Raw genomic sequence first — 20,568 nt, forward strand, 5'->3', positions numbered from 1 at the left:
TTTCACACAATACAGCACCCTGAAAAACCACGTTTCCTCTTGTGCCTTTTTCTACTTCTCTGATTCTCCTGCCGCCAGTGCTGCCTTTAGTACTTCATTCATGTGTTCTACCGGCAGGATTTCCAGGCCTTTCGTGATTTCTGTGGAAAGCTCCTCCACATCTGCCATATTTTCCTTCGGCACGAGTACCGTCTTAATCCCTGCATTCTTTGCTGCAAGTAGCTTTTCCTTGAGCCCTCCGATCGGCAGAACCCTTCCGCGCAGTGTGACCTCTCCGGTCATCGCCAGATCCGCCCGGACCTTTCGTCCAGTGATAGCAGAAATCATAGCCGTCGCCATGGTAATTCCTGCGGACGGTCCATCTTTCGGAACTGCCCCTTCCGGGATGTGCACATGGATATCATGTTTCTCAAAGAAATCCTCTGCAATTTTATACTGGCTGCTCACAGAACGGATATAACTGATTCCGGTCTGTGCGGACTCCTTCATCACATCTCCCAACTGCCCGGTCAGCATGATATCTCCGCTTCCAGGCATCACGTTGACTTCGATCTGCAAGGTATCACCACCCACACTGGTCCATGCGAGTCCGCGCACAATTCCTACCTCATCTGCCGCATTTACCATCTGGTAGGTATATTTTTCTTTCCCCAGATACTTGTGTATATTCTTCTCGGTAATGGAAATAGATTTTTTCTGAGTCGTCAATATTTCCTTTGCCGCTTTTCTGCAGATATTGCCGATCTCACGCTCTAACTGTCTGACTCCGGCTTCCTTCGTATAGTTCCGTGCCATTTTCCAGATGGCATGCTTGCTAAATGAAATCTGCTCCGGCTTAAGCCCATGCTTCTCAAGCTGCTTCGGAATGAGATGCTCCATCGCAATATGCAGTTTTTCATTCTCCGTATAGCTGCTGACCTCGATTACCTCCATACGATCGAGCAGAGGTCTTGGAATCGTCTGAAGAGTATTGGCAGTCGTGATGAACAATACCTCTGACAGATCCAGCGGAACTTCCAGGTAGTGATCACGGAACTTGCTGTTCTGTTCGCTGTCCAATACCTCAAGCAGCGCAGAAAATGTATCCCCCTTATAATCTGTACTCACTTTATCAATTTCATCCAAAAGCATGACCGGATTCTTAGCGCCCGCGGTCTTGATCGCATTGGCGATTCTTCCAGGCATCGCTCCCACATAGGTCTTTCTATGTCCACGTATCTCCGCCTCGTCGCGCACACCTCCGAGTGAGATCCTCACATATGGCTTTTTCAATGCCTTTGCCAGTGACTTCGCGATGGAAGTCTTACCGGTTCCGGGCGGTCCTACCAGGCAGAGGATGGGACTTTCACCCTTCTTAGTCAAGGAACGTACTGCCAAAAATTCCAACACTCTCTCCTTCACCTGTTCCAACCCGTAGTGATCCTCATCCAGAACCTTCTGTGCAAACTCCAGGTTATTACTATCTTTTACCCCTTTATTCCACGGCATCTCCAGAAGCGTCTCAATATAGGTCCTGATGACTCCGCTTTCCGCCGGGCTGTTCAAGGAGCTCTTAAAACGATTGATTTCTTTCTCCAGCTTCTCCTTGACTTCCTTCGGCGCCTTTAATGCCTTTGCCGCCTTTGCGAACTCCTCAGCATCGGAAATGGTCGTATCCTCCCCCAGCTCTTCACGAATTAGTTTTAACTGTTCCCGGAGAATGTATTCCCTCTGATGCTTGTCAACTCGTTCTTTCACCTTTAACTGGATTTCTTCCTTGATGTCCATGATCTGCACTTCATTGACCAGCTTGAATGCCAGTGCTTCATATCGTTTCCAGAAATCTGTCTCATTTAAGATTTCCTGCAGATCCGTATAATAGAGCGGCGTATTGGCCGCAATCTCGTCCACCAGCTTCTTTAAGCCCTGAATCTCCAATACCTGGGCGACTGCTTCTTTGGACATCTTCCCATTTTTAGCAGCAAAGTCAACAAACATATCTTTGAGTCCGCGCTCCATTGCCTGCCCGTTCAGATCTTCTGGAATTGTAATATCAGAATCATCGATGACCTCGACTTCGGCACGCAGATAAGGGTCCTCATATTCAATCTTTGAGAGCACTCCTCTTGTCTCACCCGCCACAAGCACACGCACGATGTGCTTCGGCAGCTTAATGATCTGTTTGATCGTCCCGACAGTACCCACTTCAAATAAATCTTCCTGTTTTGGGTTCTCTGTCTCGATCTCCTTTTGTGTTACCATAAATATCTTCTGGTCTTCCACCATAGCCTCCTGGATGGCTGCTATGGAACGCAGACGGCTCACGTCAAAATGTACCACCATCTCCGGCATGATCGTCATGCCCCGCAGCGCGACCATCGGAAGGCTTCTCTTTTCACTCTTCATCTCGTCTCCTCCTGGTTCTCTGTCTATTTCAGGAAACCACATATGCTAAAAGGGCGGATACATGGTTATTCCATTGCACCCGCCCGAATCTTTACGCGCTTTCTGAGTTCAGGAACGATCTGCGTTCTTCTCCATCGCATTCATACAATGGCCTTCCCGTTCCCTTTACCACTTCTTTTGTTATCCGGCATCCTTTGATTGTATCATCTGACGGCACCTTGAACATTGTATCCATCATGATATTCTCCATGATTGCCCGAAGTCCTCTGGCTCCTGTCTTTCTTGCTAGGGATGTCTCTGCAATCGCATACAGGGCATCCTTATCAAATTCCAGTCTTACCCCGTCTAATTCCAACAGCTTCTGATACTGCTTTACGATTGCACTCTTCGGCTCCGTCAGAATCCTGATCAGAGCTTCCTCATCCAGCATATCCAGTGAAACTGTCACCGGCAGACGCCCAACAAGCTCTGGAATCAATCCGAACTTGACCAGATCCTGAGGCAGCACCTGATGGAGCAGTACGTCCACATCATATTCATGCTTCGAAGCAATCTCCGCATTAAATCCGATGGACTTCTTATCAAGACGGGTCTCGATCAGCTTCTCGATTCCTTCAAAAGCTCCGCCGCAGATAAACAGGATATTCGTCGTGTCTATCTGAATCAATTCCTGATGAGGATGCTTCCTGCCGCCCTGAGGCGGAACAGAAGCCACGGTTCCCTCGATGATCTTCAAAAGAGCCTGCTGCACACCTTCCCCGGATACGTCACGGGTGATGGATGGGTTCTCTGATTTTCTTGTGATCTTATCAATCTCGTCTATATAAATGATTCCATGCTCCGCACGTTCAATATCCCCGTCCGCAGCTTGAATCACCTTCAACAGGATGTTCTCAACATCTTCACCTACATAACCTGCCTCTGTCAGGGCTGTTGCATCAGCGATGGCAAACGGCACGTTGAGGATCTTGGCCAATGTCTGGGCAAGCAGCGTCTTACCACAGCCGGTCGGTCCTAACATCAATATATTGCTCTTCTGCAGTTCGACCCCTAAGTCCTGTTCTGCCATAATCCGCTTGTAATGATTATATACAGCAACGGAAAGCACCTTCTTGGCTTCATCCTGTCCGATGACATATTCATCAAGGAACGCCTTCAACTCTTCCGGTGTCAGAAGATTGATGTCATCAAATGCTCTTCTTTCGTCATATTCAAATTCTTCCTCAATAATCTCAGCACACACATCAATGCACTCATCACAAATATAAGCACCATTCGGTCCTGCAATCAGCTTGCGCACCTGTGCCTGGGTCTTATTACAGAAAGAACACCTTACTGTATCATCACTTACTTTTCCTGCCATATTACTTTTCACCTCATATTGCCATTAGTGTCTGGCAAGTATTTCATCAATTAATCCATATTCCTTAGCTTCCTGGGCTGACATAAAGTTATCACGCTCTGTATCTGCCTGGATCACTTCCAGCGGCTGTCCAGTATTGGCTGCCAGGATCTCGTTCAACTTCTGGCGTGTCTTTAAGATGTGTTCTGCCACGATCTTAATTTCTGTCGCCTGACCCTGTGCACCGCCTGACGGCTGGTGAATCATGATTTCTGCATTCGGAAGTGCAAAACGCTTGCCCTTTGCTCCGCCTGAAAGAAGGAATGCGCCCATGCTTGCAGCCATACCGACACATACGGTAGACACGTCACATTTGATATACTGCATGGTATCATAGATTCCCATCCCTGCAGTTACGGAACCGCCCGGGCTGTTGATATATAACTGAATGTCCTTATCAGGATCATCCGCTTCCAGGAAAAGAAGCTGTGCGATGATCACGCTTGCTGATACATCATTCACTTCTTCTCCCAGGAAAATAATTCTTTCTTTTAATAATCTTGAATAAATGTCGTAGGAGCGTTCTCCACGGCTCGTCTGTTCAATGACGTAAGGTACTAAACTCATCGATGTCCCTCCTGATTATGTTATTTCAATTCACACTCGGTAATTTTGACTTTGTTGAATCCAGCCTGTCATACAAAATGACAGTCTCACCGGGCAGCCTCCCTCAATTCACTTCCTGCAAAACCCTCATCTAAAGCAATAGTTGATCTTATTCCTCTACTGCTGCATCAGCGATCAGAGTAACTGCTTCCTGAACTGCGATGTCTTCCTTCATCTGCTTCTTCTCATTCTCGCCCATGAATTCTTTCAGTTTATCTACTTCCATCTGGTAAGCTTCTGCCATCTTCTGCAGCTCTTCATCCAGACGCTCATCTGATACTTCAATATTCTCAGCCTTTACAACTGCTTCCAGTACCAGTCTTGTCTTGATGCGCTTCTCAGCCTGTGGCTTTAATTCTTCCATCATCTTCTCTTCTGTCATTCCTGTGAACTGGAAATACTGCTCTACAGAAAGTCCCTGCTGCTGGATACGGCGTGCAAAATCATCTGCCATCTGTCTTACCTGCATATCGATCATTGCTTCTGGGATATCCATTGTGGAATTCTCGATTGCTTTATCTACAGCCTGGTTCTCTTTCTTTTCTTTTCCTTCACGCTCTTTGCGCTCTTTGATGTTCTTCTTCACTTCTGCTTTGTAGTCATCCAGTGTCTCACACTCAGATACTTCAGAAGCAAATTCATCATCTAATTCAGGCAGCTCTTTTGCCTTGATAGAATGTACTGTGCATTTGAAAACTGCCTCTTTTCCAGCCAGTTCTTTTGCCTGATATTCCTCTGGGAATGTCACCTTTACTTCTAATTCCTTGTCGATCTCAGCTCCGATCAACTGCTCCTCGAATCCCGGGATGAATGCTCCTGAACCGATGGTCAGCGGATAGTCTTCTCCTTTTCCGCCTTCGAATGCTTCTCCGTCTACGAATCCTTCAAAGTCCAGTGTTACCTGATCCTTATCCTGAACTGCACGGTCTGTCACATCAACTGTTCTTGCATTGCGCTCGCGCTCTTTCTCGATCTCTTCATCCACTTCTTTTGCTGTCACTCTTGTAGAAACCTTATCTACAGACAGTCCTTTATATTCGCCAAGAGTCACTTCCGGTTTCACTGCTACTTCTGCTGTGAAAATGAAAGATTTGTCCTTCTCTAACTGAACGACATCAATCTGCGGCTGGGAAACCAGTTCCAGCTCACACTCATCATATGCCTTTGAGTAAGCTTCCGGAATCATCTTGTTGGCTGCTTCATCATAGAACACTTCAGGTCCGTACATTTTTTCAATCATCTGTCTCGGAACTTTTCCTTTACGGAAACCAGGCATGTTAATCTGCTTGCGCTGTTTTAAGTATGCTGCCTGGAGTGCTTTCTCCACATCTTCTGCCGGAACTTCAATTGTAAGTTTGGCCATGTTATGTTCTAATTTTTCTACCTGTAAACTCATTTTTATTTTCCTCCTTGATTCGTACCATTCAAACGCTGATCTGTATCTTCCAGAAATCACTTCCTGAAAATATACCTTCGCAGTCATTGAAATAGTATAGCACATAGGTTTGCAAATTTCCAGTACTTTTTCCCGGTTCTTAGGCTTTTTCAGGGCTATTTTTCATTTTTTATGCCGTTTTCATCTCATTTACATCGTTTTTTATCTATGAAACTGATTTTTTCGCCGTTTTCACTTAAAAAACGGTGCAGACTACTATGTCATCATAGTTTTCGTCTGCACCGCTGTATTTCGAACCTGCCTTTGATTTTGGTCCGTTTCATACACATCTTTTCCGTCTAAACTCTTATTTCCTCATATACGCAGCCTTTCTTTCCCTGCTCTAGCCTTGATATACGATTGCGTTCTTTACATCCTCTGCTGTCTTATCATCGATCAGTAAAGAAATCAGCTTCAGCCCTAATGGGATGGCTGCCCCTAATCCACGTCCTGTAATGATGTGCCCGTCCATCACGACCGGCTCCTTCACGACCTCTGCCCCAGTCAGTGCATCCTCTCTGCACGGGTGGGAACAAGCCCTGCGCCCTTCCAGAAAACCAAATTTGCCGAAGACACTTGGGGCCGCACAGATTGCTGCAAGATATCTGCCCTGTGCATAGAATTCCCTAAGGAGTTTCTCCAATCCCTGGTGTGCCATCAGATTATCCGTTCCCGGCAGTCCTCCCGGAAGCATGAGCAGATCAATATCAGCATAATCCATCTCCTCAAACAGACAGTCCGCATCCACCGCGATCTTATGGCTTCCCACCACTTTTCTGTCTCCACTCACAGATACCATATATGTCTCTACGCCTGCCCGTCTCAGCAGGTCGACGATCATCAGACCTTCCACCTCTTCAAATCCCGCTGCTAAAAAAACACATGCTTTTTTCATGATTCAATTCCTCCTTCTTTCCATCAAAAAAACGACACGGCTTTATCTGTTCACAGTGTAACAAATCTAATGCTAAAAATCAATGGCGCCGAGAAATTCGTGGGAGTAGGCCGTCCGTTTTTACCCGTTTACTTTTCGTTTAGGGAGGAGTATGATAATGATGAAACAAGGATTCTTTGACAGTTTTAAGACTTGAAATTATGGATTCAGGAAAGGATTTTTTATGGAAATCGAACGTAAATATCTTATAGACAAACAAAATCTACCTAAAGATCTGGACAGGTATCCCTGCCGTCATATTGAGCAGGGCTATCTTTGTACGGAACCTGTAGTTCGAATACGCCGAGATAACGATGACTATTTTCTGACTTATAAATCAAAGGGGCACATGGTCCGTGAGGAGTATAATCTTCCACTTACTAAAGAAGCTTACGAACATTTGAAGGCTAAGACGGATGGGCGGCTGATTGTGAAGGATAGGTATATGATTCCCCTCCAGGACGGACTCACCATTGAACTGGATATCTTTGGTGGCGATTTGGCACCTCTGCTTCTGGCGGAAGTTGAATTTCCAGATGAAGCGGCTGCAAATGCTTTCGAACCTCCGGCCTGGTTCAAAGAGGATGTCACCTTTTCCAGCCAATACCATAACAGTACTTTAAGTAAAAAGTAGACATTCGATGTGGTCACTCCAATAGTCGACTTTCACTTTTGCTTCATTTCGTGTCATTATTTATATATTCTTCGTTGTGAGGCATAGAATATCCATTTACCGGGAAACGTTATATAATCTACACACGGTTTTTAATTTCCCTGTAATGGAGGTATGACTTTGGCGAATATACAGCTTATCAAGAATATGAAGACAATCAGAAACAAGTTTGGCTATACACAAGAAGTCCTTGCCAAAAAGCTGAATATTTCCAGACAGGCATATTCCAATTATGAGAACTATAAACGCGAACCTGATTTGAACTTCATTATCCAGTTTGCACAGAAGTTCGATCTCACATTAGATCAACTGGTTCTCCAGAATATATCTCCATATGAGGATGTCATCAGAGAACAGAGTGGACCTTATATCGCTGCGATCCAGGACGATTCTTCAAAGACGCTTCATCTGTCAGAATCAGAGATTGAAATGATTCTCAAGTATCGTTCACTGCCGGATGATGACAGGCGCCTTGTAGATAAGGTTCTGAACTCGGTCCAATAATAAAGATTCCGGTTTTTCTATCTCATAAAAAGCAAAAGGTTACTGAAAAGTAGTTTAGAATCTATTTTCAGCAACCTTTTTTATATTATTAAAAAGACTTTCAGTATCAATTCTATGTCTTGATTCAGAACGGATATTCTAAATCTGTTCTGCTGTTTCCCTGCTTGAGGCTAATCTGCCAGCCCAAACCCATCATGTACCGCGATCATCGCTCTCTCCACATCCTTCTCATCGATCAGCACAGTGATACGAACCTCTGATGTTGCGATCATATTGATGTTCACGCCTGCATTGAACAATGCCTCGAACATCTTAGCAGCGACACCTGGATTGCTCATCATTCCTGCTCCTACGATAGAAATCTTAGCTACCGTATCTTTATGATTGATTTCCTTGATCGTCAGTGCCTCTTTATTCTCTTCCAGAACTTCCAAAGTATACTTTAAGTCATCCTGTGCAACTGTAAAGGAGATATCCTTTGTTCCTTCACGTCCTACGGACTGAAGAATGATATCCACATTGATTCCTTTCTTTGCCAATGTATTGAAAATCTTGAACGCTACACCCGGTTTATCATCCACACCGATCACAGAAATACGTGATGTATTTTTATCGGAAGCGACTCCGCTGATTAACATTTTTTCCAATTTTACTACCTCCTTGACTACCGTCCCTTCTTCTCGATTCAGACTGGAACGTACCACTAGCTGTACTCCATATTTTTTTGCCATCTCTACAGAGCGGTTGTGCAGGACTCTGGCCCCCAGTGATGCCAGCTCCAGCATCTCATCGTAGCTGATCGCATCCAGTTTTCTTGCGTTCGGCACGATTCTCGGATCTGCGGTATAGACTCCGTCCACATCGGTGTAGATCTCGCAGGCATCTGCATGGAGTGCCGCAGCAATAGCTACTGCTGTGGTATCGGAACCACCCCTTCCCAGCGTTGCATAGTCATCATACTTATTGATTCCCTGGAATCCCGTTACGATAACAATCTTCTTATAATCTAATTCATGGCGGATACGTTCAGCATCCACTCTCTTGAACCGAGCATTGCCATATGTCGATGTACAATGCATAGCGACTTGAAATGCATTGAGAGATACCGCCGGCACTCCCAGTGAATTGATCGCCATTGCCATAAGCGCTACAGAGACCTGTTCCCCGGTCGTCAGGAGCATATCCATCTCTCGCTTGGATGGATTGGGCGTGATCGTCTTCGCTTTGTCGATCAGTTCATCTGTTGTATCTCCCATTGCAGACAAAACAACAATGACGTCATTTCCTTTTCTATAATCCTCGATGCAGCGCTCTGCCACGCGGAAAATACATTCCTTGTCAGCCACAGAGCTGCCTCCAAATTTTTTTACTATCAGCATGTTGTCCTCCTATTCTCAAAGAGATGGTCGATCAAGGTATAGCCCTCTTCCACACGGATTCCCGTCTTAGAGGCAGCCTTCTCATCATATGTCTCCATCCCGTTCTCTGCTTTCCTGCTGTCATAAAGCATATAGGGCACCGGTTCCCCGGTGTGTGTCCGAACGCTGATCGGCGTCGGATGATCCGGCAGTACCAGCATGCGGAAATCCTCTCCCGCATTTTTTAAGGATTCAGCCACAGGCCCTATAATATAGGAATCAATATTTTCGATTGATTTGATTTTATTCTGAACATTTCCCTGATGCCCCATCTCATCTGGAGCTTCTATATGTATATACGCAAAATCGCATCCGTCTTTTGTGAGTGCATCCACAGCGGCCTGTGCTTTTCCTGCATAATTCGTATGAAGACCGCCATTGGCCCCCTCCACATATATATTCTGCATTCCGGCACCGACTGCAATTCCTTTTAACAAATCCACCGCAGAGATCATCGCACCCTTCTTTTTGTTTTTCTCTTCAAAAGAAGCCAGCATCGGTCTTGTTCCTGCTCCCCAGAACCATGCAGAATTCGCAGGATTGAGTCCCTTCTTTTTCCGCTCCAGATTCAATGGATGATTCGAGAGAATCTGATAGCTCTTCTCCATCATCTCACGGAGAACATTATCCTTCGGCAGATACTCCCCGATCCTCCTTGTCAGAATATCATGGGGCGGCGTCAGTTCAAGTATCTCGCCATTCTTCCAGATCAGCAGATGCCGGTAACTTGTTCCCACATAGAACTCATACCCGTCTTTTTTCAGTCCATCCTTCAAAGCCTCAACAAGAACAGCCGCATCCTCTGTACTGATCTCATCGGAGCTATGGTCGATAATGACCCGGTCCTCATAAGCCTGCTCATCCTCTGTCAAAGTCACGATATTACATCGAAATGAAACATCTGTCGGCTCCATATCCACTCCAATGCTCAAAGCCTCCAGCGGAGATCTTCCCGTATAATACTTCTGTGGATCATATCCGATCACAGACAGGTTTGCTGTATCGCTCCCCGGAGCCATCCCTTCCGGCACAGTCCTCACCATACCGATTTCAGAATCCTGTGCGAAACGATCCATATTCGGTGTTGCCGCAGCCTCAAGCGGAGTCCTTCCGCCTAATTCCTGGATTGGTTCATCTGCCATCCCATCACATAATACAATTACATATTTCATATTGTCTTTTTTACCCTCTTTTTTGCCTCGCAGTGCAGTCTATCACGTATACTCTCATCCGCTCTGTCATGGGCGGATCTTCTGCTCCATTTTATATCTTTCCTTATCCCTCAACACGAATCATATGCAGGATACTTGGGAACTCTTTCGCATTCTTCTCGTAAGTCCCCTCGGTCATCGCTTCTGTGACGAATCCAAATTCATCTTCCAGCCCTCCCGCCTTCACGATCATGACTGGGCCGAATTTGCTTTCCAAATGTGCTTTCATGGCATCCGCGTCACCCTGAATTCTGACAAAATACCGCTTACTTGTATCTGCGATCGGCTGCAGCTCCAGTTTGTCGCTCTTCCACATAGTCATAATATTCCGGTTCAGATGCTTTGCCTCATCTACGACATCTGCAACAACTGCACTGGCAGTTGGCAGCTTTCCTGCACCGCTTCCGTAGAACATCGCATCCCCCAGAACATTACCATGAACAAAAATAGCATTGAAAACATCGTTGACATTATAAAGAGGATGATCCTTGTTCAGCATATACGGTGCCACGATCGCATGAAGATGATCTCCGTCACGTTTACTGGAGGCCAGTAGCTTAATTGTCATGCCAAGTTCTTTTGCATACATCATATCCTGCTTTGTGATTTTTGTGATACCCTCTGTATATATATCTTCAAAATCCACCTGCTGTCCGGAAATCAGGGAAGACAGAATCGCGATCTTACGGCAGGCATCATACCCTTCCACATCAGCCTCTGGATTACGCTCAGCATACCCTTTTGCCTGCGCCTCTTTCAGGACCTCATCATAATCCGCTCCCTCATAGAACATTTTACTCAGCATATAGTTTGTAGTACCGTTTAAGATACCTGTGATTTCCTCGATTTCATCAGCCGTCATAGAAGAATTCAACGGACGGATGATCGGAATGCCTCCGCCTACACTTGCCTCGAACAGAAAATTGATATTATTCTCTCTTGCAATTGACAGAAGTTCAGCCCCATGCTTAGCCACGAGTGCTTTGTTGGATGTGGCTACGCTTTTTCCTGCCTGGAGACAACGCTTCACAAATGTATATGCCGGCTCAATTCCTCCCATGACTTCTACTACGATCTTGACCTCCGGGTCATTCACGATCGTATCAAAATCATGTACCAGCTTTTCCTGGATGGGGTCTCCCGGGAACTCTCTCAAATCCAATACATATTTGATATTCAGCTCATCCCCGATTCTCTGGTTGATTCTGGCACCGTTCGTATTAATGACCTCTACGACCCCTGAACCAACTGTACCGTATCCCATTACTGCTATATTAACCATGTTTTCCTCCTTCTCCCTTTCCTTCTTTATCATCTTTTTCAAATCTTTATCCGCACTTTTTACCGCTTCGCACTGAGGTATGCATTGATAAATGGGTCAATATTTCCATCCATCACCGCATTCACATTGCTGATTTCTGTATTCGTACGGTGGTCTTTCACCAATGTATACGGCTGCATGACATAAGAGCGAATCTGACTTCCAAAGCCAATTTCTTTCATCTCTCCGCGGATGTCAGACACCTTCTCGGCCTGCTCCTGCTCTTTCAAAAGATACAGCTTTGCCTTTAACATCTGCATCGCCTTGTCCTTGTTCATATGCTGGGACCGCTCATTCTGACACTGCACCACGATTCCAGTCGGCAGATGCGTGATTCTGACCGCAGAAGAAGTCTTATTGACATGCTGACCGCCCGCACCGCCTGAACGGTAAGTATCGATCCTGAGATCTTCTTCATTGATCTCGATATCAATCTCATCTTCAATGTCTGGAATCACATCGCAGGATGCAAATGAGGTCTGTCGTTTTCCTGCGGCATTGAATGGAGAAATACGTACCAGTCGGTGCACACCCTTTTCAGAGCGGAGATACCCGTAGGCATTCTCCCCCTCCACCTCAAAGGTCACACCCTTGATTCCTGCCACGTCTCCATCCAGATAGTCCAGGACCTCCAGCGAAAATCCTTTCTTCTCGGCCCATCTGCTGTACATCCGGTACAGCATACCTGCCCAGTCACAGGACTCGGTTCCGCCGGCTCCGGCATGAAGGGTCACGATTGCATTACTGCTGTCATATTCTCCGGTCAGAAGGGTCTGAATACGCAGTTCTTCGAATTCCTCTTCAAACTGATTCAGCTCTTCCTCAATTCCCTTGACAGTCTCATTATCTACATCTTCCTCACTCATCTCGATCAGAAGCCCTAAGTCCTCATAATCTGTATACAGCTTCTCGATCTGCTTGACTGATTCCTGTAACCCCTTTAAATGCTTCATTGTATGGCTGGATTTTTCAGGATTATCCCAGAATCCCGGCTCTTCGATCTTCCGCTCCAGCTCCTCGATCCGTTCCTTCTTTGACGCTAAGTCAAAGTGAATCCCTCAGATCTTTCAGCGGTTCTTCATATGCACTCAGTCTTGTTCTCAGTTCGTCTAACAAAACCACCTTATTCACCTCTTTCTGATAGAAAGCGAATATTTAAAAATCCGCTTCCCTGCTTTCTTATATAAATGAGAATCTGTAAATACAGATTCTCATATTCAACTTCGTATATAATTTCCTGCTTATCCAGGTATTCTTATTTGTTACGTCCACAGCACTGTTTGTACTTCTTGCCGCTTCCGCATGGACATGGATCATTCGGATAGATCTTCTTCTCTTCTCTCTTCTTCGGCGCACGGGCAGCGCTCTCATCCTTATTTGTGCCTGTTGCCTTGGCAACCTGCTCTCTCTCTACCTTCTGCTCTACACGGATGTGGAACAGAGTACGGATGGTAGTCTCTGCGATTGCATTTGTCATCTCACCGAACATGTCATAGCCCATCATCTTGTATTCAACCAGTGGGTCTCTCTGTCCATAAGCCTGCAGACCAATTCCCTGACGGAGCTGGTCCATATCGTCGATGTGGTCCATCCATCTTCCATCAATAACCTTCAATAGTACGACACGCTCGATTTCACGGAGATGCTCTGCCTCCGGGAACTCTGCCTCTTTTGCTTCATATGCCTTGACAGCTCTCTCTTTCAGAAGGTGCTTTAACTCCTTCTGCTGCATATCCTGCGCCTCTTTAATAGAAGGAAGAGGAAGCTGCGGGATCACATCATGCAATGCGACTTCAAGCTCTTTTAAGTCCCACTCTTCCTGGTCAACATCAGGAGAAACATAGCGATCCACAGTATTCTCCACATATTCTGTGATCATATTGTAAATGGTATCGCGCATACTCTCTCCGTCCAGCACGCGGCGTCTCTCACTGTAAATGATCTCACGCTGCTCGTTCATGACCTGGTCGTATTCCAGCAGGTTCTTACGGATACCAAAGTTGTTGTTCTCGATCTTCTTCTGTGCCTTTTCAATCGCACTGGAAAGCATCTTATGCTCGATCTGCTCTCCCTCTTCCACTCCAAGTGTGCTGAACACGCTCATCAGCTTCTCGGAACCGAACAGACGCATCAGATCGTCCTCCAGGGAAATGTAGAAACGGGATTCACCCGGGTCTCCCTGACGTCCAGAACGTCCACGCAGCTGGTTATCGATACGTCTGGACTCATGACGCTCTGTACCGATGATCTTCAATCCTCCAGCAGCTCTCGCCTCGTCGTCCAGTTTAATATCGGTACCACGTCCGGCCATATTGGTCGCAATGGTAACTGCACCATGCACACCGGCATCTGCAACGATCTCGGCCTCTAATTCATGGTACTTCGCATTCAGGACCTTATGCTGGATGCCTTCTTTCTTCAGCATCTTGCTTAAGAGCTCTGAAATCTCGATAGTAATCGTACCGACCAGTACCGGCTGTCCGGTTGCGTGTGCCCGTTTTACTTCCTCAACAACTGCTTTGAACTTTTCCTTCTGTGTACTGTAAACGGCATCCTCCAGGTCTTTTCTCTGAACAGGCTCGTTAGTCGGAATCTCGATGACATCCATTCCATAGATATCACGGAACTCCTTCTCCTCTGTCAGGGCCGTACCTGTCATACCGCTCTTCTTATCATACTTATTGAACAGGTTCTGGAAAGTAATAGTCGCAAGCGTCTTGCTCTCTCTTCTGACCTTCACATGCTCCTTCGCCTCGATTGCCTGATGCAGACCGTCTGAATAACGGCGTCCCGGCATGATACGTCCGGTAAACTCATCAACGATCACGACCTCGCCTTCCGGTGTCACCACATAATCCTGGTCGCGGAACATCAGGTTATGTGCACGCAGAGCCAGAATGATATTGTGCTGGATCTCCAGGTTGTCCGGGTCAGCCAGGTTCTCAATATGAAAGAACTGCTCTACCTTCTTCACACCGTCCTCTGTCAGGTTGACTGCCTTTTCCTTCTCATTGACAATAAAGTCGCCTGTCTCTTCGATGTCCTCTCCCATGATGGCGTTCATCTTGGAAAACTCTCCGCTCGCCTCACCGCGTTCCAACTGGCGTGCCAGAATATCACATGCCTCATACAGCTTAGTGGACTTGTTGCTCTGGCCAGAAATGATCAATGGGGTTCTTGCCTCGTCGATCAGGACAGAGTCGACCTCATCGATGATTGCAAAGTGCAATCCGCGCTGAACAAGCTGCTCTTTGTAGATGACCATGTTATCACGCAGGTAGTCGAAACCAAGTTCGTTGTTCGTTACATATGTGATGTCACAGTTATATGCTGCACGACGCTCGTCGTTGTCCATGGAATTTAAGACCACGCCGACGGTCAGTCCCAGAAATTCATGGACCTTGCCCATCCATTCAGCATCACGCTTTGCCAGATAATCATTGACTGTTACGATATGCACGCCCTTGCCTTCCAGGGCATTCAGATATGCAGGAAGTGTAGAAACCAAAGTCTTACCTTCACCGGTCTTCATCTCAGAGATACGTCCCTGGTGCAGGATGATGCCACCGATCAACTGTACGCGGTAGTGGCACATCCCCAGGCTTCTCTTTGCCGCCTCTCTTACAACAGCATATGCCTCAGGCAGGATATCGTCTGTTGTCTCGCCATCCTCAAGGCGCTTCTTGAACTCTCTGGTCTTATCTCTTAATTCAGCATCGGACAATGCCTCAAGTTCCGGCTCTAACGACTCTATCCGGTCCACGATCGGGTAAATGCGCTTTAATTCATTTTCGCTGTGTGTTCCGAAAATCTTCTCTATCAAACTCATATTCCGTAATTTACTCCTTGTCTAAATTTACTCTAAGCTTCATTCTAACACTATCTTGCAGTGAATTCAACAAATTAATGGGGATAGTTGCATTGTTTACAGTCTGGTTACAGTCTAGCAATATTTTCGTAGGGGATTTTCCCGCCGAACAGATCCAGTGCGCTCCCGATTGTAAAGTCCAGCTTTCCCTGACACAGCTCACTAAATTCCTCCAGGTCCTCCATGCTCCCGATCCCTCCTGCGTAGGTAATGGGAATCCGGTTCCACTCTCCGAGCATCCGCACGAGCTCCAATTCCACTCCTGATGCTTTTCCTTCCACATCCACTCCGTGGACCAGAAACTCATCACAATACCCAGAAAGCTGATCTAAGACCTCAGGTGTCAAACGCACATCTGTAAAGGTCTGCCAGCGGTCTGTCACTATATAATAGGAAGCATTCTTTTTCCGGCAACTCAAATCCAGCACAATATGTTCTCTTCCCACCGCTGAGACAAGCTTAGCCAGATTCTCCTTGTGGAATTTTCCATTCTGGAACACATAGGACGTTACGATTACATGGCTCGCCCCGGCATCCAGATACTCGGCCGCATTCTCAGCAGTGATTCCACCGCCGATCTGCATGCCCTTCGGATACGCCTTCAAGGCTCCAATGGCCTGTCTCTTTGTGGCCTCATAAAATTCGGATGTGACTGGATTCAGCAGGATGATGTGCCCGCCCTTCAGCCCGTCTTTCCGATACTGGCTGGCATACCAGGCAGCATCCAGCTCTGTTGAAAAATTCGTCACTGCCTGATCGCCCTGGTCTTTTAAACTTCCTCCGACAATCTGTTTTACCTTCCCATTATGAATATCAATACATGGTCTGAATTTCATATTATTCCTTTCGTCCGCTTTCGAATAACAAAGGGGTCAGACCCTTTTCCATAGGGGTCTGACCCCTTTGTATCAATATCTGTTATCAAAAATTCTGGTCGACTTCTTCTCGCTCCTCGGCAGGTCTCCTATGGATACCGGTTTCACATTGACGGTAATACCGATCTTCGTCTTGAATGCTTTCTTGACTGATTCCTCCGCCTGCTTTTTATCTACATTTTTATTAATTTCTACAAAGAGGGTACAAACATCTTTTCCATTCATGTGATCTAACATAAACTGATATTCACTGGATGCCTCCGGCACGTCATGCAGCATCTCTTCAATCTGACTTGGGAAAATATTCACGCCCTTCACCTTTACCATATCGTCCGTCCTTCCGATCAGTGTGTCGATTCTTGGGAATTTGGAACCACATTTACATTCTCCCGGAATGAAACGAGTCAGGTCATGGGTACGATAACGTACAAGTGGTGCTCCCTGCTTGCGGAGTGTTGTGATTGCCAGCTCTCCGATTTCCCCGTCCGGCACATTCTTTCCGGTCTTCGGATCTACGATCTCAAAGTACAGGTAATCATCCCAGTAATGCATTCCGCATTCATAATCACAGCTCATAGCGATTCCAGGTCCATAGACTTCTGTCAGGCCGTAAATATCATACAACTGTACGCCCAGCTCTGCTGCGATACGTTTTCTCATCTTATCGCCCCATCGCTCGGAGCCAATGACACCTTTCTTTAAATGAATCTTTTCCGTCAGCCCTCTTTTCGCGATCTCCTCAGCAAGGAGCAGTGCATAGGAGGATGTCGCACAAAGAACCGTGGATTTCATATCCTGCATCATTCGGAGTTGTTTGTCTGTGTTGCCCGGGCCCATAGGAACCGTCATGGCTCCTAAATACTCTGCACCTGCCTGGAATCCGATTCCCGCTGTCCACAAACCATATCCCGGTGTGATCTGGATTCTGTCCAGTGCGGTAATCCCTGCCATCTCATAGCAGCGTGCGAACATCTTCGCCCAATCCTCTATATCCTTCTTTGTATAAGGAATAATGACCGGTGTTCCCGTAGTCCCGGAGGAGGAATGGATTCTGACAATTTCCTCGTCAGGGACCGCCTGTAATCCGAGGGGATATGCCTCACGCAGATCTCCTTTCCATGTAAATGGAAGAGTCTCAAAATCCTCCTGCGTCTGAATCTTCGTTATATCGATATCTTTGAACTTTTCTTTATAAAAACAATCCTTCGCTGTCAGCTGCTTCAAGTTTTCCTTAATCAATTCCAGCTGCAATTCTGTCATTCTCATTTTATGCTTCTCCTTATGCCCGATTCCTTTATTCTTTTTGCGTCCCTATTGGCTTTACTTTGCCTGTTCAAACGCTTCTTTTCCAAGCTCCAGGGCTTTTTTGTTCAATTCCAGGAACTTCTCCTTCACATTGCTGCTGACTGCCTGCTCCATCTCTTCTATAGAAATGCCCAGCACACCGCTTGCCGCTGCCGCCCCTAAAAGAGCCACATTCAAGACCTTTGCTGACCCCGCCTGACGGCAGATCTCTTCTCCATCAAAAATAGCCAGGTTCTTCACATGTTCCTTCAAATACTTTAGCATCTCCACGCCCTCGTAGCTGCTGCCGCTCAAGGTATCGGTGACTGGCTTCACTGCCTTGCTGCTGACAATTACAGTGCCGTTCTCTTTCAGATAAGGCAGACATCTCACCGCCTCAGCGGGCTCAAAGGCCAGCAGAAGATCCGCACTCTTCATCGGGATCAGCGGGGAATGGACTTCCTCCCCCATCCGCACATGACTCACAACCGAACCACCCCTCTGGGCCATTCCAATAGTCTCTGTAGTGCGCACGAATTTTCTCTGCTCCATGGCAGCAAATGCAATCAACTTACTTGCAAGGACGACCCCCTGGCCTCCAACACCGCATAGTAAACAACTCTTATTCATTGCTCTCTACCTCCCCAATCGCACTGGACGGACACACCTGACTGCACAGGCCGCAGCCATAGCACAAAGAAGGTTCAATCACAACACGGCCCGCATTGACCGTGATTGCCGGACAGCCGAGCTGATTGATGCAGACCCTACACTTTGTGCATGCATCCTGTTTCACTTCGTATAATTTTCCAGGTCTCGACACCGCAATACAAGGAGATTTAAAAATAATAGCACGCACGCCCTTCTCCTTTGAAGCCCTCTTCACTGCATCCACTGCCTGATCCAGTTCTAACGGATTCACCGTCTCGATCCATTCAAGGCCGATTCCACGCAAAATATTCTCAATACTGATCTTCGCTGCGACTTCGCCCATCATCGTCACACCTGTCCCTGGATGGGGCTGGTGTCCTGTCATAGCTGTGGTAGAATTATCCAGCACGACCAGAATAATATCCGTCTGGTTATAGACCGCATTCACAACTCCTGTAATCCCGGAAGCAAAGAAAGTAGAATCTCCGATAAATGCGAAATTCACTGCATCCGGCTCAATGATATGTAACCCTTGGGCAATTGTCACATCTGCCCCCATGCACAGACAAGTGTCCACCATATCAAGCGGCTTCGCATTTCCTAGTGTATAACATCCAATATCTCCACTAAAGACCGCTTTCTTCCCGCGCATCGCCTTTTTCACTACATAGAAAGAAGCCCTGTGCGGACATCCTGCACATAAGACCGGAGGCCTGATTGGAAGCTTTGGAACTGCATTTTCCTCTGTATCTGTCGTCTGGCATTCTCCGACCTCGTCCTGTCCCAAGAAATGATTCAGGTCCGCACGGATGCTTTCCACACTGTTCTCCCCCGCGTTCCTTGTATCATGGGTCAGTTTTCCACATATTTTCACATTCAAATGGTACTTTCCAGCAATCTGTAAAAGCTCCTTTTCTATCACCGGGTCCAGTTCTTCGAGCACGAGCACCTCATCTAAGTCCTCGATAAATTCCTTGGCAAGGCGTTCCGGGAACGGATGCGGAGTACTGATCTTTAAAAATGGAATCTCCTCCGGAATCACTTCACTTGTGTATGCATAACTCACGCCGCCGGATACGACCCCTTTTCTGCCGCTTCCTTTCCTTATGATATTCTTTGGGTATGAGGAAAAGACCTCGGAAAGTTCCACATTCCTAGCCTCTATCTTGATATGGTTCTGATAAGAAAGTCTTGGGAAAATGACCCAGCGCATCGTATCTTTAATGAACCCTTCTGGCTCTGGCACATCCAGCTTTGGAAGCAGCTCAATGCTTACGCAGGCATGACAGACTCTCGTCGTCGGCCGGAATAGGACCGGAGTCTGGTATTTTTCTGAATACTCAAAGGCATCCGCAATCATCAGATAGGCCTCATCCGGTGAGGATGGGTCAAAAACGGGCAGCTTGGAAAACTGTGCAAAATGTCTGGTATCCTGCTCCGTCTGTGAGGAAATCGGTCCCGGATCATCTGCCGACACGATGACCATACCGCCCTTTACTCCCACATAAGCAAGACTCATCAGTGGATCGGAAGCCACATTCAATCCCACCTGCTTCATCGTGACCAGAGTCCTGGCTCCGGCGTAAGCGGCTCCAGCGCCCACCTCCATCGCCGCTTTCTCATTCGTGGACCACTCCACATGGATGCTTCCGTCATTATGCTTTGCGACTGTCTCCAGGATCTCCGTGGAAGGTGTTCCCGGATATCCAGCGACCATCCTGACTCCCGCACGGATGGCTCCCAGAGCAATCGCCTCATTGCCCATTACAAGCTTTCTTTCCATACTCATACTATGTAATACTCCTTTGCTTTATCATTTCTTCTGCATACAAAGACCAGCTTCATGCTGATCCCCGGGCAGGTATAATCATAACATATATCATTTTGATATTTTACCACACTAAAGTCAAAAAATCCACATTAGAATTCATCAATCTAAAGTCTCTCCCAAATTCCAGCAGCTCTTCACAAGTATATGAAAAAAGGCAGGCTCGAAAGGTT

The 20,568-nt window shown here is 46.7% G+C and carries 16 protein-coding genes; 2 read left to right on the forward strand and 14 right to left on the reverse strand.

Going from position 1 to position 20,568, the window contains the following annotated elements:
- Positions 1-51 precede the first annotated feature (51 nt).
- The 5 genes from lon to HGO97_RS03120 all read right to left on the reverse strand — a co-directional run bounded on the left by lon (position 52) and on the right by HGO97_RS03120 (position 6,723).
- Positions 52-2,385 carry an endopeptidase La gene (lon, locus tag HGO97_RS03100; RefSeq protein WP_216239331.1) on the reverse strand — a complete coding sequence of 778 codons (2,334 nt, stop codon included), beginning with the start codon at positions 2,383-2,385 and terminating at the stop codon, positions 52-54.
- Positions 2,386-2,476: 91 nt separating this feature from the next.
- On the reverse strand, positions 2,477-3,748 hold the full coding sequence (gene clpX / locus HGO97_RS03105; RefSeq protein WP_216239332.1) for an ATP-dependent Clp protease ATP-binding subunit ClpX: 1,272 nt from the start codon (positions 3,746-3,748) through the stop codon (positions 2,477-2,479).
- A gap of 24 nt (positions 3,749-3,772) precedes the next feature.
- Complete coding sequence (clpP, locus tag HGO97_RS03110; protein ID WP_216239334.1) at positions 3,773-4,354, reverse strand: ATP-dependent Clp endopeptidase proteolytic subunit ClpP; 582 nt, start codon at positions 4,352-4,354, stop codon at positions 3,773-3,775.
- 148 nt (positions 4,355-4,502) lie between these two features.
- On the reverse strand, positions 4,503-5,789 hold the full coding sequence (tig, locus tag HGO97_RS03115) for a trigger factor (RefSeq protein ID WP_216239337.1): 1,287 nt from the start codon (positions 5,787-5,789) through the stop codon (positions 4,503-4,505).
- Between the two features lie 382 nt (positions 5,790-6,171).
- Entirely contained in the window at positions 6,172-6,723 is a 552-nt protein-coding gene (locus tag HGO97_RS03120) for a DJ-1 family glyoxalase III (protein ID WP_216239338.1), read from the reverse strand.
- A gap of 223 nt (positions 6,724-6,946) precedes the next feature.
- Here HGO97_RS03120 and HGO97_RS03125 point away from each other — a divergent pair, with 223 nt between their 5' ends.
- Positions 6,947-7,396 carry a CYTH domain-containing protein gene (locus HGO97_RS03125; protein ID WP_216239339.1) on the forward strand — a complete coding sequence of 150 codons (450 nt, stop codon included), beginning with the start codon at positions 6,947-6,949 and terminating at the stop codon, positions 7,394-7,396.
- 186 nt (positions 7,397-7,582) lie between these two features.
- Positions 7,583-7,939 (forward strand): helix-turn-helix transcriptional regulator, encoded by a 357-nt coding sequence (locus HGO97_RS03130; protein ID WP_216239340.1) that lies wholly within the window; start codon positions 7,583-7,585, stop codon positions 7,937-7,939.
- Between the two features lie 170 nt (positions 7,940-8,109).
- Here the strand turns inward: HGO97_RS03130 and HGO97_RS03135 are convergent, their stop codons facing one another.
- From HGO97_RS03135 to iorA, 9 genes are all read right to left on the reverse strand, one after another.
- Positions 8,110-9,318: an aspartate kinase gene (locus HGO97_RS03135; protein ID WP_216239341.1), complete on the reverse strand. Its 1,209-nt coding sequence runs from the start codon at positions 9,316-9,318 to the stop codon at positions 8,110-8,112.
- On the reverse strand, positions 9,312-10,529 hold the full coding sequence (locus HGO97_RS03140; protein ID WP_216239342.1) for a cofactor-independent phosphoglycerate mutase: 1,218 nt from the start codon (positions 10,527-10,529) through the stop codon (positions 9,312-9,314). The genes HGO97_RS03135 and HGO97_RS03140 overlap by 7 nt, the downstream gene beginning before the upstream one ends.
- A gap of 103 nt (positions 10,530-10,632) precedes the next feature.
- Positions 10,633-11,850, reverse strand: a complete 1,218-nt coding sequence (locus HGO97_RS03145) for a homoserine dehydrogenase (RefSeq protein WP_216239344.1) — start codon at positions 11,848-11,850, stop codon at positions 10,633-10,635.
- A gap of 59 nt (positions 11,851-11,909) precedes the next feature.
- Positions 11,910-13,011 (reverse strand): peptide chain release factor 2 gene (gene prfB, locus HGO97_RS03150; RefSeq protein ID WP_408610836.1). Its coding sequence is split into 2 segments (ribosomal slippage): positions 11,910-12,947 and positions 12,949-13,011, totalling 1,101 coding nucleotides; the frame shifts between segments, so codons are not numbered across the junction.
- A gap of 133 nt (positions 13,012-13,144) precedes the next feature.
- Positions 13,145-15,718: a preprotein translocase subunit SecA gene (secA, locus tag HGO97_RS03155; protein WP_216239348.1), complete on the reverse strand. Its 2,574-nt coding sequence runs from the start codon at positions 15,716-15,718 to the stop codon at positions 13,145-13,147.
- 107 nt (positions 15,719-15,825) lie between these two features.
- A complete protein-coding gene (gene hisA / locus HGO97_RS03160; RefSeq protein ID WP_216239349.1) occupies positions 15,826-16,593 on the reverse strand; it encodes a phosphoribosylformimino-5-aminoimidazole carboxamide ribotide isomerase in 768 nt (255 codons plus the stop codon).
- A gap of 72 nt (positions 16,594-16,665) precedes the next feature.
- On the reverse strand, positions 16,666-17,898 hold the full coding sequence (locus HGO97_RS03165; protein WP_216239350.1) for a phenylacetate--CoA ligase family protein: 1,233 nt from the start codon (positions 17,896-17,898) through the stop codon (positions 16,666-16,668).
- A 54-nt stretch (positions 17,899-17,952) separates the two neighbouring features.
- Positions 17,953-18,546, reverse strand: a complete 594-nt coding sequence (locus HGO97_RS03170; protein ID WP_216239351.1) for an indolepyruvate oxidoreductase subunit beta — start codon at positions 18,544-18,546, stop codon at positions 17,953-17,955.
- Positions 18,539-20,350, reverse strand: a complete 1,812-nt coding sequence (gene iorA / locus HGO97_RS03175) for an indolepyruvate ferredoxin oxidoreductase subunit alpha (protein ID WP_216239836.1) — start codon at positions 20,348-20,350, stop codon at positions 18,539-18,541. The genes HGO97_RS03170 and iorA overlap by 8 nt, the downstream gene beginning before the upstream one ends.
- Positions 20,351-20,568: the final 218 nt, after the last annotated feature.

The organism is Faecalicatena faecalis, from assembly GCF_012524165.2.
Lineage (GTDB): Bacteria > Bacillota > Clostridia > Lachnospirales > Lachnospiraceae > Faecalicatena_A > Faecalicatena_A faecalis.

Bases quoted from the DNA above. Each gene is read 5' to 3' on its own strand.
- lon (WP_216239331.1), bottom strand. From the start codon at position 2,385: ATGAAGAGTGAAAAGAGAAGCCTTCCGATGGTCGCGCTGCGGGGCATG.
- clpX (WP_216239332.1), bottom strand. From the start codon at position 3,748: ATGGCAGGAAAAGTAAGTGATGATACAGTAAGGTGTTCTTTCTGTAAT.
- clpP (WP_216239334.1), bottom strand. From the start codon at position 4,354: ATGAGTTTAGTACCTTACGTCATTGAACAGACGAGCCGTGGAGAACGC.
- tig (WP_216239337.1), bottom strand. From the start codon at position 5,789: ATGAGTTTACAGGTAGAAAAATTAGAACATAACATGGCCAAACTTACA.
- HGO97_RS03120 (WP_216239338.1), bottom strand. From the start codon at position 6,723: ATGAAAAAAGCATGTGTTTTTTTAGCAGCGGGATTTGAAGAGGTGGAA.
- HGO97_RS03125 (WP_216239339.1), top strand. From the start codon at position 6,947: ATGGAAATCGAACGTAAATATCTTATAGACAAACAAAATCTACCTAAA.
- HGO97_RS03130 (WP_216239340.1), top strand. From the start codon at position 7,583: ATGAAGACAATCAGAAACAAGTTTGGCTATACACAAGAAGTCCTTGCC.
- HGO97_RS03135 (WP_216239341.1), bottom strand. From the start codon at position 9,318: ATGCTGATAGTAAAAAAATTTGGAGGCAGCTCTGTGGCTGACAAGGAA.
- HGO97_RS03140 (WP_216239342.1), bottom strand. From the start codon at position 10,529: ATGAAATATGTAATTGTATTATGTGATGGGATGGCAGATGAACCAATC.
- HGO97_RS03145 (WP_216239344.1), bottom strand. From the start codon at position 11,850: ATGGTTAATATAGCAGTAATGGGATACGGTACAGTTGGTTCAGGGGTC.
- secA (WP_216239348.1), bottom strand. From the start codon at position 15,718: ATGAGTTTGATAGAGAAGATTTTCGGAACACACAGCGAAAATGAATTA.
- hisA (WP_216239349.1), bottom strand. From the start codon at position 16,593: ATGAAATTCAGACCATGTATTGATATTCATAATGGGAAGGTAAAACAG.
- HGO97_RS03165 (WP_216239350.1), bottom strand. From the start codon at position 17,898: ATGAGAATGACAGAATTGCAGCTGGAATTGATTAAGGAAAACTTGAAG.
- HGO97_RS03170 (WP_216239351.1), bottom strand. From the start codon at position 18,546: ATGAATAAGAGTTGTTTACTATGCGGTGTTGGAGGCCAGGGGGTCGTC.
- iorA (WP_216239836.1), bottom strand. From the start codon at position 20,350: ATGGAAAGAAAGCTTGTAATGGGCAATGAGGCGATTGCTCTGGGAGCC.